This window comes from Streptomyces thermoviolaceus (assembly GCF_045209695.1).
Taxonomy (GTDB): Bacteria; Actinomycetota; Actinomycetes; order Streptomycetales; family Streptomycetaceae; genus Streptomyces; species Streptomyces thermoviolaceus.
On the sequence record NZ_CP109280.1, the window covers coordinates 1,666,304 to 1,680,565 of the forward strand.

At 71.0% G+C, this 14,262-nt stretch carries 14 protein-coding genes; 3 read left to right on the forward strand and 11 right to left on the reverse strand.

Annotation, left to right across the window (positions count from 1 at the left end; all coding sequences use genetic code 11):
• Positions 1 to 3 precede the first annotated feature (3 nt).
• Positions 4 to 783 (forward strand): alpha/beta fold hydrolase, encoded by a 780-nt coding sequence (locus OG899_RS07220; protein ID WP_168131297.1) that lies wholly within the window; start codon positions 4 to 6, stop codon positions 781 to 783.
• Between the two features lie 85 nt (positions 784 to 868).
• On the opposite strand, the gene mnmA is transcribed toward OG899_RS07220, so the two are convergent.
• Positions 869 to 1,999 (reverse strand): tRNA 2-thiouridine(34) synthase MnmA, encoded by a 1,131-nt coding sequence (mnmA, locus tag OG899_RS07225; RefSeq protein WP_125496213.1) that lies wholly within the window; start codon positions 1,997 to 1,999, stop codon positions 869 to 871.
• A gap of 60 nt (positions 2,000 to 2,059) precedes the next feature.
• Here mnmA and OG899_RS07230 point away from each other — a divergent pair, with 60 nt between their 5' ends.
• A complete protein-coding gene (locus tag OG899_RS07230; protein ID WP_168131253.1) occupies positions 2,060 to 2,770 on the forward strand; it encodes an N-acetylmuramoyl-L-alanine amidase in 711 nt (236 codons plus the stop codon).
• Between the two features lie 3 nt (positions 2,771 to 2,773).
• Here OG899_RS07230 and OG899_RS07235 read toward each other — a convergent pair whose 3' ends face one another.
• The 3 genes from OG899_RS07235 to OG899_RS07245 all read right to left on the reverse strand — a co-directional run bounded on the left by OG899_RS07235 (position 2,774) and on the right by OG899_RS07245 (position 4,560).
• Entirely contained in the window at positions 2,774 to 3,943 is a 1,170-nt protein-coding gene (locus OG899_RS07235; protein ID WP_125496215.1) for a cysteine desulfurase family protein, read from the reverse strand.
• Positions 3,944 to 4,053: 110 nt separating this feature from the next.
• Positions 4,054 to 4,320, reverse strand: a complete 267-nt coding sequence (locus OG899_RS07240; protein ID WP_125496216.1) for a DUF4190 domain-containing protein — start codon at positions 4,318 to 4,320, stop codon at positions 4,054 to 4,056.
• A gap of 75 nt (positions 4,321 to 4,395) precedes the next feature.
• Complete coding sequence (locus OG899_RS07245; RefSeq protein ID WP_125496217.1) at positions 4,396 to 4,560, reverse strand: hypothetical protein; 165 nt, start codon at positions 4,558 to 4,560, stop codon at positions 4,396 to 4,398.
• A gap of 121 nt (positions 4,561 to 4,681) precedes the next feature.
• Between OG899_RS07245 and OG899_RS07250 the strand changes: the two genes are divergently transcribed.
• Positions 4,682 to 5,308, forward strand: a complete 627-nt coding sequence (locus OG899_RS07250; protein WP_168131252.1) for a TetR family transcriptional regulator — start codon at positions 4,682 to 4,684, stop codon at positions 5,306 to 5,308.
• Positions 5,309 to 5,584: 276 nt separating this feature from the next.
• On the opposite strand, the gene OG899_RS07255 is transcribed toward OG899_RS07250, so the two are convergent.
• From OG899_RS07255 to OG899_RS07285, 7 genes are all read right to left on the reverse strand, one after another.
• Positions 5,585 to 6,445 (reverse strand): thioesterase family protein, encoded by an 861-nt coding sequence (locus tag OG899_RS07255; protein WP_125496219.1) that lies wholly within the window; start codon positions 6,443 to 6,445, stop codon positions 5,585 to 5,587.
• Positions 6,446 to 6,534: 89 nt separating this feature from the next.
• Positions 6,535 to 7,191, reverse strand: coding sequence for a trimeric intracellular cation channel family protein (locus OG899_RS07260; RefSeq protein ID WP_125496220.1), 657 nt, complete (start codon positions 7,189 to 7,191; stop codon positions 6,535 to 6,537).
• A gap of 163 nt (positions 7,192 to 7,354) precedes the next feature.
• A complete protein-coding gene (locus OG899_RS07265) occupies positions 7,355 to 8,890 on the reverse strand; it encodes an ABC transporter ATP-binding protein (RefSeq protein ID WP_373296692.1) in 1,536 nt (511 codons plus the stop codon).
• Between the two features lie 14 nt (positions 8,891 to 8,904).
• Entirely contained in the window at positions 8,905 to 10,002 is a 1,098-nt protein-coding gene (locus OG899_RS07270) for an ABC transporter ATP-binding protein (RefSeq protein WP_125496221.1), read from the reverse strand.
• Complete coding sequence (locus OG899_RS07275; protein WP_168131251.1) at positions 9,999 to 10,997, reverse strand: ABC transporter permease; 999 nt, start codon at positions 10,995 to 10,997, stop codon at positions 9,999 to 10,001. Before OG899_RS07275 ends, OG899_RS07270 begins: the two co-directional genes overlap by 4 nt.
• A gap of 140 nt (positions 10,998 to 11,137) precedes the next feature.
• Positions 11,138 to 12,925, reverse strand: a complete 1,788-nt coding sequence (locus tag OG899_RS07280; protein ID WP_125496223.1) for an ABC transporter substrate-binding protein — start codon at positions 12,923 to 12,925, stop codon at positions 11,138 to 11,140.
• A 69-nt stretch (positions 12,926 to 12,994) separates the two neighbouring features.
• A complete protein-coding gene (locus OG899_RS07285) occupies positions 12,995 to 14,002 on the reverse strand; it encodes an ABC transporter permease (protein WP_125496224.1) in 1,008 nt (335 codons plus the stop codon).
• Positions 14,003 to 14,262 lie beyond the last annotated feature (260 nt).

Sequence of the window (14,262 nt, forward strand, 5' to 3'; positions counted from 1 at the left end):
TTCATGGACAAAAAGACCATCTCGCGTGACGGCACCCCGATCGCCTACCAGCGCACCGGCCAGGGCCCGGTGGTCGTCCTCGTGAGCGGTGCGATGTCGACGGGGGCGACGGCCGCGCCGCTCGCCGCCGCGCTGTCCCACCGGTGCAGCGCGGTGGTGTACGACCGCCGCGGCCGCGGGGAGAGCGGTGACACACCGCCGTACGCGGTGGAGCGCGAGGTGGAGGACCTCGCGGCCGTGGTCCGTGCGGTGGGCGGCGACGCGGCGCTGTTCGGCATGTCGTCCGGTGGTGCGCTGGTGCTGCGCGCGGTGGCGGCCGGCCTTGAGGTGCCGCGGGTGGCGGTGTACGAGCCGCCGTACGAGGTCCGCCCGGACCGGCTGCCGGAGCGCGCCGCGTACACCGAGAACCTGAACCGGGCGCTGGCCGAGGGCCGGCGCGGGGACGCGGTGGAGCTGTTCCTGCGGCTCACCGGGCTGGCCGAGCAGATGATCGCCAACGCGCGCCGCTCCCCCATGTGGCGCGGTCTGGAGGCGCTGGCGCCGACGCTGGCCCACGACGACGCCGTGCTGGGCGACGGCCCGGTCCCGCGGGACCTGCTCGCCTCGGTCGGCGTGCCGGTGCTGGCCGTCGCGGGCGGTGCCAGCCCGCCGTGGATGCGCACGGCGACCCGCCAGGTGGCCGAGGCGGTCCCGCAGGGCACCTACCGGGTCGTCGAGGGCCAGAGCCACGCGGTCGAGCCGGAGATGCTGGCCCCGGTGCTGGCGGAGTTCTTCACGGCCTGAGCGGCACAGCCGCCCCTGCGCGGCCCGGGTGCTCAGGGGTCGTGCCGCGCCACCGGAGCGGCACGCCCGGGCTCCGGACGTCCGCTCAGGCGGAGGCCGCCGCGACCCGCCGGGTCGTCGCGATCGTCGCCGAGCCCACCACGCGGGTGCCGTCGTAGAGCACGATGGCCTGGCCGGGAGCGACGCCGCGGACCGGCTCGGTGAAGGTCACCCGCAGTTCGTCGCCGACCAGCTCCGCGGTGACCTCGGTCTCGCCGCCGTGGGCGCGCAGCTGGGCGGTGTAGGTGCCGGGGCCCGCGGGGGCGGTGCCGCACCAGCGGGGCCGGATCGCGGTGAGGGCCTCCACGTCCAGGGCCGAGGCGGGGCCGACCGTGACAGTGTTGGTGACCGGGGAGATGTCCAGGACGTAGCGGGGCTTGCCGTCGGGGGCCGGGGTGCCGATCCGCAGGCCCTTGCGCTGGCCGATGGTGAAGCCGTAGGCGCCCTGATGGGTGCCCAGCTTGTTGCCGGCCTCGTCGACGATGTCGCCCTCGGCGGTACCGAGCCGCCGGGCGAGGAAGCCCCGGGTGTCGCCGTCGGCGATGAAGCAGATGTCGTGCGAGTCGGGCTTCTTGGCCACCGCGAGCCCGCGCCGCTCGGCCTCGGCGCGGATCTCCTCCTTGGTGGTGGCGGTGTCGCCGAGCGGGAACATCGCGTGCGCGAGCTGCTGGTCGTCGAGCACGCCGAGGACGTACGACTGGTCCTTGGCGAGGTCGGAGGCGCGGTGCAGCTCGCGGGTGCCGTCGGGGCGGGTGACGATCTTCGCGTAGTGGCCGGTGCACACCGCGTCGAAGCCCAGAGCGAGCGCCTTGTCCAGCAGCGCGGCGAACTTGATCTTCTCGTTGCAGCGCAGGCACGGGTTGGGGGTGCGGCCGGCCTCGTACTCGGCGACGAAGTTCTCGACCACGTCCTCGCGGAAGCGGTCGGCGAGGTCCCAGACGTAGAAGGGGATGCCGATGACGTCCGCGGCGCGGCGGGCGTCGCGGGAGTCCTCGATGGTGCAGCAGCCCCGCGCGCCGGTGCGGAAGGATTGCGGGTTGGCGGAGAGCGCGAGATGCACGCCCGTGACGTCGTGGCCCGCGTCGACGGCGCGGGCCGCGGCGACGGCGGAGTCGACGCCGCCCGACATGGCTGCGAGGACGCGGAGGGGGCGGGTGCGCTGCGGGGTGTCAGTCATAGCCCTTTCAGGGTACGGGTGCGCGGGAACAGCGGACGCCGGATATCCGTTTCCCAGCGCATGGGGGAGAACCAGAGCGGCACGCGCACGGGAGAGAGCCGGGACGACACGCGCGCGGAAGGAAGCCGGGCCGGCGCACGGCGGGGGCCGTCCCGGCGGGCGCTGATCGTCGGAGGTGTGGCGACGGCGGTGATCGCGGGCACGGCCGCGCTGGAGCGCGAGCGGCTGGAACGGCTGTGGTGGAAGCTGCCGGGTGCGCAGCGGCCGCGGGTGGCGGGCGCGGTGGACTTCCGCGGTGCGCAGTGGCTGGCGGCCTCCCCGGCGAACTACCGGCGGGCGGACCGCCCGGACGACTACCGGATCGACATGGTCGTCGTCCATGTCACCCAGGGCAGCCGGTCCAGCGCGGTGAAGGCGTTCCAGGACCCGGCGCACCAGGCCGCCGCCCACTACATCGTGGGCGGCGACGGCCATATCACCCAGATGATCCGCGAGCTGGACGTCGCGTTCCACGCCGGGAACCGGGAGGTCAACGAGCGCAGCGTCGGCATCGAGCACGAGGGTTTCGTCGAGCGGGCCTCGTCCTTCACCGACGCGATGTACGCGGCCTCGGCGCGGCTGACGGCCGGGGTGTGCACGCGGTACGGCATACCCGTCGACCGTGAGCACATCGTCGGCCACTCCGAGGTGCCGGGCGCCGACCACACCGATCCGGGACGGTACTGGGACTGGGACCGGTACATGCGGCTGGTGCGGCAGGCGATGGCCTGAGGATCAGGTCAGGCCCGCGGCCCGGGCCCGTTCCACCGCCGGGCCGATGGCCTTGGCGACCGCCTCGACGTCCTGTCGTGTGGAGGTGTGGCCGAGGGAGAAGCGCAGGGTGCCGCGCGCCAGGTCCGGGTCGGCGCCGGTGGCGAGCAGGACGTGGCTGGGCTGGGCGACGCCGGCGGTGCAGGCCGAGCCGGTGGAGCACTCGATGCCCTGGGCGTCCAGCAGGAGCAGCAGGGAGTCGCCCTCGCAGCCGGGGAAGGTGAAGTGCGCGTTGGCCGGGAGGCGTCCCTCGGGGGACGGGTCGCCGCCGAGGACGGCGTCGGGCACGGCGGCACGGACGGCGGTGATGAGGTCGTCGCGCAGGGCGCCGATCTCCCGGGCGAAGTCCTCGCGCCGCTCGGCGGCGAGCCGGCCGGCCACCGCGAAGGAGGCGACGGCGGGGACGTCGATCGTGCCGGAGCGCACATGCCGTTCCTGGCCGCCGCCGTGCAGCACGGGCACCGGGGTGTGCTCGCGGCCGAGGACGAGGGCGCCGATGCCGTACGGTCCGCCGATCTTGTGCGCGGACACGGTCATCGCGGCCAGGCCGGAGGCGGCGAAGTCGACCGGGATCTGCCCGAAGGCCTGGACCGCGTCGGAGTGCACGGGGATACCGAACTCGGCGGCCACGTCGACGAGTTCACGGATCGGCAGCACGGTGCCGATCTCGTTGTTCGCCCACATGACGGTGATCAGGGCCACGTCGTCGGGGTTGCGCTCGACGGCCTCGCGCAGGGCGTCGGGGTGGACGCGCCCGTAGCGGTCGACGGGCAGGTACTCGACGGTGGCGCCCTCGTGCTCGCCCAGCCAGTGCACGGCGTCGAGGACGGCGTGGTGTTCCACCGGGCTGGACAGCACCCGGGTGCGGGCCGGGTCGGCGGCGCGGCGTGACCAGTACAGGCCCTTGACGGCGAGATTGTCGGCCTCGGTACCGCCGGAGGTGAAGACGATCTCGCTGGGCCGGGCACCGAGGGCCTCGGCGAGGGTCTCGCGGGACTCCTCGACCGTGCGGCGGGCGCGACGGCCGGATGCGTGCAGGGAGGAGGCGTTGCCGGTCACGCCCAGCGCGGCGGTCAGCGCCTGCGCCGCTTCCGGGAGCATCGGGGTGGTCGCGGCGTGGTCGAGGTAAGCCATGGTGGGGCCGATTCTACGGTGCGCCCGCCCCGGAACCGGGATCGCGGTCGCGCCATATCGCCGCCCGTCCCCGTGCGCAGGGGCGGCCCGCGGGGCGGTGCCGGGAGGACTCAGAAGCTCCAGGACACCGTGTGGTCGACCTGCATGAAGGCGAACAGGACGACGAGGTCGGCGATGCCGAGGGCGAGACCGAGCAGGGCGCGGCCGCGACGCGTGGTGCCGCGCCGCAGGGCGACGCAGGCCAGCACGATGGCGACGGGACCCAGGAAGAGGTTGAGGACCAGCACGCCGACCAGGCCCAGGATGAAGGAGGCGACGGCCATGCCGTCGGCATCCCGGGCGGCGGTGCGGCGCGTGGCCGGTGCGGTCAGATGCATGGACGGGCTCCCGGCTGTTCTCGGACTTCTCGGACGGTGGGTGCGCGGCGGGCCGCCGTCGGCGGCGGGCCGGCGTCAGTGGGAGGTGCCGCGCCTGCGGGAGTGGCGCTCACGCAGGCCGAAGATGCCGAGCCAGACGGCGATCACGGCGGCGGCGATGACGGTGAAACCGAGCGGCGCGTGGGCGACGGTGCCCAGGACGACGCCGAGCAGCAGCAGTGCGGCGACGAGGAACAGCATGTGGTGGTCCCCCTTGGGCGTTCGCGGGGACGAACGCTGCGGTAACAGTTGTTCACTGACTACTGAGTCTAGCGTCACACCTCCCTTGGAAATTCCAGAGAACAGTTGTTAACTGCATGGCATGAGTCACACCCTCGGCGTCCGGCAGGCCCAGAAGCTCAGGACCCGTCAGGCCCTGCTGGACGCGGCGCTGGCCCTGCTGGAGGAACAGAGCCTGAGCAGCCTGGGCCTGCGCGAGGTCACCCGGGCCGTCGGCGTCGCCCCGACCGCCTTCTACCGGCACTTCCGCTCCATCGCGGATCTCGGCGTGGCCCTGGTCGAGGAGGCACTGGGCAGCCTGCATCCGATGATCCGGACGACGGTGTCCCCGGCGGCGGACAGCGAGGAACGCATCGCGCGGGCCGTGGACCTGATCGCGGGTCATGTGCACGAGCACGCGGCGCATGTGCGGTTCATCGCACGCGAGCGCCACGGCGGGGTCCAGCCGGTGCGGGAGGCGATCCGGGAGCAGCTGGCCCGGTTCGCCCGCGAACTGAAGGAGGAGCTGGCCAAGGACGAGCAGGCGGCGGGCTGGAGCGAGGAGGACCTGCTGATGCTCGCGCACCTCTACGTCGACCAGATGCTGATCACCGCATCACTGTTCCTGGAGGCGCTGGACGGGGCCGCCTCCGCCCGTGAGCAGGTCATCCGGCTGGCCAGGCGGCAGCTGCGCCTGATCAGCATCGGCCGCCGCCACTGGCTCGACTGACGGAGCCGCGGAGTGGCTCCCCTGCGGCCGGCGCAGGCGCCGGCGCACCGGGCGAGGCATGCGGCTTCTGCGCGACGCAGGCCGCGTCACATCCGTACGGGTGCAGCCGCGTCACATCCGTACGGGTGCAGCCTCGCCACATCCGTCCGGCCGCGACCGTGTCGCATCCGCACGGTTGAAGCCGCATCGAGCCGTGTCGCCACGGGCTCCGGACAGGCGTCGCGTGCGAGGCACGGCCGGCCGCACCCCGCACGCGACGCGTCCGGACCGCGCGTCTCAGCCCAGCCGGACCCGGGCGAGCTGCCGGGACTGGGCCACCAGCCGGTCCGCGCTGTCCCAGACCTCGGCGTCCTCCTCCAGGAAGCCGCCGGCCAGATTGCGGGTGGTGATGGACACGCGCAGCGGACCGGGCGCGGGGCGGCAGCGCACATGGACGGTCAGCTCCACGGTCGGCACCCAGCCGGACAGGCCCAGTTCGAAGGCGGTCGGCGGCAGCGCGTCCACCGCGAGCAGCAGCGAGAGCGGGTCGGCGTCGCGGCCGTCGGCCAGGCCGAACCAGGCCCGCATCTCGCCCTTGCCGGAGGGCCGGCCCACGGCCCAGCCGGCGGTGGCCGGATCGAGCTTGAGCATCAGCCGGCCGGTGATGGCCGAGCTGCCGGAGACGGGGGCCGGGCCGTCCTCGGGTCCGAGGCACTGCTCCAGCGGCGGCATCGCCGGCGGCTTCGCCGCGGTGCGCACGTCGTCCGGCAGGGCGTCCAGGTCGCCGTAGGAGGCCAGCACCCGGATGCGCTCCACCTCACGGCCGTCCTCGTCGTACTGGAAGAGCGAGGCCTGGCCGGTGGACAGGGTGCGGCCGGTGCGCACCACCTCGGTGCGCACCACGGCCGGCCCGGGCTGGGAGGCGGTGAGGTAGTGGGCCGTGATCGTGAACGGGTCCGGGTGGGGCAGGGCGTCCGCGAGCGCACGACCCAGGACGGCCAGCAGATAACCGCCGTTGACGGCGTTGATGATGGACCAGCCGGCCGAGAGGTCGATGTCGTAGACGCCGGGGGCACGCCGGACCAGGGCGGTGTCCCGGTCGAACTCGCTGTCGCCGATGGCGGCCTGGCCGGCCGGGGCGGAGGCTGCTTCTGACATGGCTGAACAGTACAACACGAAATTACTAAGCGGTAGCTTTTTGCCTGGCGGCGGCAGGCTGCAGCACCGCGCCCCGCAGCATGTCCCGGCTACTCCTCCCGCACGGTCGAGCGCCGGTTCCAGGCCCGCGGCGCACGCCAGTGGAAACGCATCGCCAGCAGACGGATCACGAAGGCGGTGACGGCGGCCAGCGCACTGGTCAGCGGGGACAGCATGTCGTAGTGGATGCACAGCACCACCAGGGTGGCGCCCACGATCGCCGGCACCGCGTACAGGTCGCGGTCCCAGCGCAGCAGGGAAGGCACCTCGTTGGCGAGGACGTCGCGCAGGACGCCACCGCCCACGGCGGTGGCCAGGCCCAGGGTCGCGGACGCGGTCAATCCGAGGCCGTAGTCGTAGGCCTTGGTGGTGCCCGTCACACAGAACAGTCCCAGCCCGGCCGCATCGAACACCAGTACGGCCGTCTGGATGCGCTCCACATGCGGATGCAGGAAGAAGACCACCAACGCGGCGCACAACGGGGTGAGGAAGTAGCCGAGGTCGGTGAAGGCGGCCGGAGGCAACGCCCCGATGATCACATCACGGAACAGACCTCCGCCCAGCGCCGTCACCTCGGCCAGCACGGCGATGCCGAAGACGTCGAAGTTCTTGCGGACGGCCAGCAGCGCGCCCGAGATGGCGAACACGAAGATGCCGACGACGTCGAGCGTGTGCTGGACGGAGGGGCTGAACAGTTGCTGAAGCACCCCCCATTGTTACGTGGCCGCCGGACACCCCGGACGGGAGAGCACCGGTGCGGCCGTCCCGTCCGTGCCCGCGCGCCGCTCGGCGGACCGCACGGACGGGACGGCCGCGCGCTCTCCCGTCCGGCCGGGTGCGCGGCGCCGCGCCTCGAGGCGCGTCAGCGCGTCAGTCGTCGTCGAAGTCGTCGGAGTCCTGGGAGCTGCCGGAGTCCTGGGAACTGCCGGAGTCCCGGTCCATGCCGGAGCCCTGGTCCTCGTCGGACGGGTCCGCCTTCCTGGCGGGTCCGGTCCTCTCCACGTCGACGGCGACGGGGGCGTCACCGGCGTCCGGCCCGGCGGCTTCCTTTCCGGTCTTCTTCCCGGTCTTCTTCCCGGTCTCCTTGCCGCTCTCCTTGCCGGACTTCTCACCCGGCTTCTCGACGGTCTTCTGGCCGGCCTCCTTGCCGGACTTCTCACCGACCTTCTCGACGGACTTCCCGCCCGCCCCCTTGCCGGTCTTCTCGACGGACCCCTTGCCGGTCTTCTCGACGGACCCCTTGCCGTCCTCCTTCGTGACCGCCTTCACCGCCGCCGAGGTCTCGCCGGACTTCGCCAGGGCGTCCTCGGCCCCCCGTCCCGCGGCGTCCTTCATCGCCGACAGCAGCACCGTGTCGTGCGGTGCCTGGTCGGCGAAGTTCTCCGGGTGGTGGCAGGCCACCCGCTGGCCGGGGCGCAGCTCCTTCAGCGGCGGCTCGACGCGGCGGCAGATCTCCGTGGCCTTCCAGCAACGGGTGTGGAAGCGGCAGCCGCTCGGCGGGGAGATCGGCGAGGGCACGTCGCCCTTGAGCAGGATGCGCTCGCTCTTGGCGTTCTTGCGCCGCGGGTCCGGGATCGGGACGGCCGACATCAGCGCCTTGGTGTACGGGTGCATCGGCGTCTTGTACAGCGCGTCCCGGTCGGCCAGCTCGACGATCTTGCCCAGGTACATCACCGCGATCCGGTCCGAGACGTGCCGGACGACGGACAGGTCGTGCGCGATGATCACGTAGGTCAGGCCCAGCTCCTGCTGCAGGTCGTCCAGCAGGTTGACCACCTGCGCCTGGATCGACACGTCCAGCGCGGAGACCGGCTCGTCGGCGACCACGAGCTTCGGCTTGAGGGCGAGCGCGCGAGCGATGCCGATGCGCTGGCGCTGGCCGCCGGAGAACTCGTGCGGATAGCGGTTGTAGTGCTCGGGGTTGAGCCCGACCACCGACAGCAGCCGCTGCACCTCCTTCTTGATCCCGCCCTCGGGCTCGACGCCCTGGAGGCGGAAGGGGGCGCCGACGATGGTGCCGATGGTGTGGCGCGGGTTCAGCGACGAGTACGGGTCCTGAAAGATCATCTGCACGTCGCGGCGCATGGGGCGCATGCCCGCGACGCCGAGGTGCGTGATGTCCTTGCCCTCGAACTCGATGCGTCCGGAGGTGGGCTCCATCAGCCGGGTGATCAGCCGGCCCATCGTCGACTTGCCGCAGCCGGACTCGCCCACGACACCGAGGGTCTCCCCGGCGCGCACCTCGAAGTCCAGCCCGTCGACGGCGTGCACGGCGCCGACCTGACGCTGGAAGAGCCCCTTCTTGATCGGGAAGTGCTTCTTGAGCCCGGTCACCTTCAGCAGAGGCGCGCCGTCCGCGGCGTCCTTGGTGAGGGCGGCACCGTCGCTCTTCGCGGGAGTGGTCACGGCTTTGTCCTCGCTCACAGCTTCGGCGCAATCTCTTCGGTCCAGATCCGCTCCCGCTGCTCCTGCGTCATGTGGCAGGCGGCCCAGTGGCGGCTGCCGACCTCGGTCAGTTCGGGACGGACCGTACGGGTGACGTTGTCCTTGGGGACGTCGGCGTACGGGCAGCGCGGGTTGAAGGCGCAGCCGGAGGGGACGTTGATCAGCGAGGGCGGCGATCCCTTGACGGGGATGAGCCGGTCCTGCTGGTCGCGGTCCAGGCGCGGCATCGAGCCGAGCAGACCCCAGGTGTAGGGGTGGCGGGGCTCGTCGAACACCTTCTCGGCGGGGCCGCGCTCCACGCAGCGGCCGGCGTACATCACCAGGATGTCGTCGGCGAGTTCGGCGACGACGCCCAGGTCGTGGGTGATGATGATGACCGCGGAGCCGAACTCCTTCTGCAGATCCCGGATCAGGTCGAGGATCTGCGCCTGCACGGTGACGTCCAGCGCGGTGGTCGGCTCGTCGGCGATGAGCAGTTCGGGGTTGTTGACCAGCGCCATGGCGATCATCGCGCGCTGGCGCATGCCGCCGGAGAACTCGTGCGGGTAGTTGTCCACCCGCTTGTCCGGCTGCGGGATGCCCACCCGGTCCAGCATCTCGATGGCGCGCCGGCGGGCGGCCTTCTTGGAGACGTCGTGGTGGAGGCGGTACGCCTCCACGATCTGCGCGCCGATCGTGTAGTACGGGTGCAGCGCGGACAGCGGGTCCTGGAAGATCATCGCCATCTCCCGGCCGCGCAGCTTGCGCACCTCGTCGGGGTCGGCGGACAGCAGCTCGGTGCCGTTGAGCCAGATCTCGCCGGAGATCTGCGGCCTGCGCTTGCCGTACTGGCCCGCGGTGTGCAGGCCGAGGATGCCGAGCGAGGTCACCGACTTGCCGGAGCCGGACTCGCCCACGATGCCGAGGGTCTTTCCCTTCTCCAGCTGGAAGCTGAGCCCGTCGACGGACTTCACCAGGCCGTCGTCGGTCGGGAAGTGCACCTTCAGGTCGCGCACTTCCAGGAAGGCGGTCGGGGCGGGTGACGCCGTGGTGGGTTCCCCCACGGCGGCTCCGCTCTTGCTGAGTTCGGTCATGCGAGCCTCACTCGGGGGTCGATCACGGCGTACAGGATGTCCACCACGAGGTTGGCGATGAGCACCGCCAGGGAGGTGATCAGGGTGACGCCCAGGATGAAGGGCAGGTCCTGGTTCTTGATGGCGTCCAGCACCTTCTGGCCGAGGCCGGGGAGGCTGAACGTGGTCTCGGTGAGGATCGCGCCGCCGATCAGGGCGCCGAGGTCCATGCCGAGCATGGTCAGGATGGGCGTCAGGGTGGAGCGCATGGCGTGCTTGCGGATGACCACCTGCTCCTTCAGGCCCTTGGCGCGGGCGGTGCGGATGTAGTCCTCGCCGAGCACCTCCAGCATCGTGGCGCGGGTGATGCGGGCGTACATGGCCGCGTACAGGAAGGCGAGGGTGATCCACGGCAGGAGCATGCCGCCGAGCCAGCCGGAGAAGCTGTCGCCGACCGGCACGTACTGGCCGTTGATCCAGCCCAGTCCGTAGGCGAAGATCGCCAGCGAGAGCAGGCCGGTGAAGTAGATCGGGAGGGACACGCCCGCCAGCGCGACGACCATCGCGCCGCGGTCCCACAGGCTGCCGCGCTTGAGGGCGGACAGCACGCCCGCGGCGACGCCGAAGACCAGCCACAGCACGGCGGCGCCCAGGGCCAGCCCGAGGGTCACCGGGAACCGGTCGGTCAGCACCGGCCAGACGGCCTGTTCGGTGCGGAAGGAGTAGCCGAAGCACGGCGCGGCGCAGTGGGTGACGTCGCCGCCGCCCACGTAGGTGCGGCCCACGAAGATGCCTTTGAAGAACTCCCAGACCTGGCTGTAGACCGGGTCGTCCAGGCCGAGCTTGGCCCGGACCGCCTCGACAGCCGCCGGGTCGGCCTGCTTGCCGACGAAGCTGCTGGCGATGTCGACGCCCGCCCACTTGGGGAAGACGAAGAAGATGCAGAAGACCGCCAGGACGACGACCACGAGCATCACTGCGGCGGCGAACAACCGCCTGATGAGGTAAGCGAGCACAGCTTGCGGCCCGCCGCGGGCCGCGGGCCGCCACCGGTCGGTGCCCTCCCGCCTTTCGACGGTGGGGCTCCGGGGCGGCCCGCGGTCCCGCCGCGCCGGCCTTCACCTGCCTTTCGTGCCGTACGGCCGGTGTGCCGGGACTACTTCGAGGACTTCAGGCCGAGGTTCACGAAGTCGTACATGCCGTTGTACGCGTTCGACGTGTACACGTTGGCCAGACGCGAGGAGCGCCAGTTGATGAACTTCTCGAAGGTGAAGGGCAGGTACCAGCCGCCCTCCATGACCTTGTGGTTGATCTCGGTGGCGATCTGCTTCTTCTTCGCCTCGTCCAGGGTGGTGACGAACTCGTCGAAGAGCTTGTCGATCGACTCGTCCTTGATCAGGGCGTAGTTGTTGTTGCCGCTCTGCAGGATGTAGTGGCTGTCCCACAGCGGCATGCCGTAGCCCTGGATGGACGGGAAGTCCGGGCCCCAGCCCATGATGATGATGCCGTAGCCCTTCTTCTCCACGTTCGAGGGGCTGCCGATGATGCCGGCGGTCTGGGAGCCGTCGTACTGGTCGATCTGGGCGTTGATGCCGACCTTCTTCAGCGAGGCCTGCAGCGACTCGGCGGTCGCGACCTCGACCGGCTTGTTGTTGCGCACGGCGATGGTGGTGCTGAAGCCGTTCGGATGGCCGCAGGCCTTCAGCTCCTCCTTGGCCTTGGCGATGTTGCCGTTCTTGTTGGCGCCGGCCATCTCGTACGGGTCGTACGCCTGGCCCTCGGCGCCCGGCACGGCCGGCGGCAGCATGTTGGTGCCGATGTCACCGCCGGCGATGGGGCCGCCGCGCGCGGTCTGCAGGGAGACGTGGTCGGCGCCGTAGAGGACGGCCTTGCGGCAGTGGATGTTGTCGAACGGCTTCACGCTCTGCGGGAAGACCGCGTAGCGGATGTAGCCGGAGACCGGGTTGTCCAGGTTGCCCTTGTGCGACTTCAGGGCGGTGGTGCGGCCCTGCGGCGACATGCCGGTCTGGGCCAGGTCCAGGTCGTAGTCGCCGGCCAGCAGACGCTGGTCCATGTCGTTGGCGTTGGTGAAGAACTTGATGCTGATCTTGTCCGGGTAGGCCTTGCGGACCGGGTCCGAGGAGGCATTCCAGTTCTCGTTGCGCACCAGCACCAGGGACTTGCCCGGCGAGTACGACTCGAACTTGTACGGGCCGGAGGAGAAGGGGCGCAGGCCGTACTGCGACTTGGTGTCCTTGTCCTGGCGCACGGGGGACGCCGAGGTCAGCGCGACCAGCTGGAGGAAGTCGGAGTTGGGCTCCGGCAGGTGGAAGACGATCGTCTTGTCGTCCGGGGTGTCGATCGCCTTCAGGCCCAGGTGGTCCTTGCTGGTGTCCTTGTACGGACCCTTGTAGGTGCCGTTGGGGTCGAGGACGTCCTTGAGGTAGATGGGACCGCCGGAGAGGACGTCCTGGGCCCAGACGCGCTCGATGCCGTACTTGATGTCCTTGGAGGTGATCGGCTTGCCGTCCTCCCAGGTGATCCCGTCGCGCAGGTGGAAGGTGTAGGTCTTGCCACCGTCCGAGACCTGGCCCATGTCGGTGGCGAGGTCCGGCGTCAGCTCGGCGCCGTCGGCGCCCGGGGCCGCCTTGTAGGTCAGCAGCTGACGGCTGTAGTAGCGCGAGAAGTTCCACATGAAGCCGTAGTAGCCGCGGGTGGTGTCCCACGAGTCGGCGTCCTGGGTGCTCGCGAACTTCAGCTCGCCGCCCTTCTTGACCAGCGAGGCCTGGGCGACCTTGTTGTTGGCCGCGTTGAAGCCGGCCGCGCCGTCGTCACCGCCGTCGTCCTTGCCGCCGCCGCACGCCGCCGTGGTCAGCAGCCCTGCGACCACGGCCGCAGCGGCCAAAGCCTGCCTGCGCCGCCCTGAGGTGCGTTGGGTAGTCACGTTGCGGATCCTCCGGAGTAGATGAGAGACCCCGTGCCGGTGCCACGGGTTGCTTGGGGGTACGGCGGTTCAGCGGGAGCCCTTCGGGTCGAGCGCGTCGCGCACGCCGTCGCCGAAGAGGTTGAAGGCAAGGACGGTGATGAAGATCGCCACACCGGGGACCACCATGTACATGGGGTCCGAGTCGTAGTAGTCGATCGCGGTCGAGAGCATCTGTCCCCAGGAGGCCGTGGGCGGTTTGACGCCCACGCCCAGGAAGCTGAGCGCCGCCTCGGTGAGGATGTTGGTGGGGATCATCATCGTCGTGTACACGATGATCGGCGCGACGAGGTTGGGCAGCAGCTCCTTGAACAGGATGTAGAAGCGGCCGGCGCCCAGCGAACGGGCCGCGTCCACGTACTCGCGCTCGCGCAGGCTGAGCGTCTGGCCGCGCACCACGCGGCCGATGTACGGCCAGCCGAAGAAGCCGATGACGACGATCATCAGCAGCACCCGCACGCTCGTCCCGGTCAGGCCGAGCAGCCGGTCGGGCATCACGGACACCAGCGCGATGATGAACAGCAGCTGCGGGAAGGCCAGCAGACCGTCCATGATGCGGCTGATCACGGCGTCCACCCAGCCGCCGAAGAAGCCGGCCAGGATGCCGAGGACGGTGCCGATGACCACCGCCACGACCGCGGACAGGAAGCCGACCAGCAGCGAGATCTGCGCGCCGTAGACGATGCGGGCGAAGATGTCGCGGCCGTTGACCGGTTCGACGCCGAGCAGGTGCTCGCCGCTGATGCCGCCGAGGGATCCGGTGGGGGTGCCGAACAGCGGGTCGATCAGGTCCTCGTGGTGCGTCTCCGGGTCCTGGCCGACCAGGTGCGCGATCACGGGTGCGAGCACCGCGACCAGGACGAGCACGAGCACGACGATCCCGCCCGTCAGGGCGAGCTTGTCCCGCTTCAGGCGCTCCCAGGCGATCCGTCCCAGCGAACGGCCCTGGACCGCCTTCGCACCGGTGGCCGCCACCGCCGCTTCGTCGGCCGCGCTCGGGGCCGCTTCCGCGGCCGGCTCGTGCAATGGTGCCGTCATCAGGCAGGGACCCCTCTCAACCGGCTGTCACCGGTTTGCACTTGCCGCAGTGGCGGCATGGTCAGTCCGTCGTACGAAGGGGCGCGGGCCCCTTGGAGCGGGAGTCTTCAACGCCACGGCGAGCCGGTGCCAGGGCTGTCGGCGAAAGGATGCCTAACCGTGATGCGCCCTGGGGAGATCCGTTATGCGGACAGTGGGTAACGCGGGGCGGACAAGGGCCAGTTGGGCTATCCGGGCGGGATGCGGACCAAAGCTCCCGC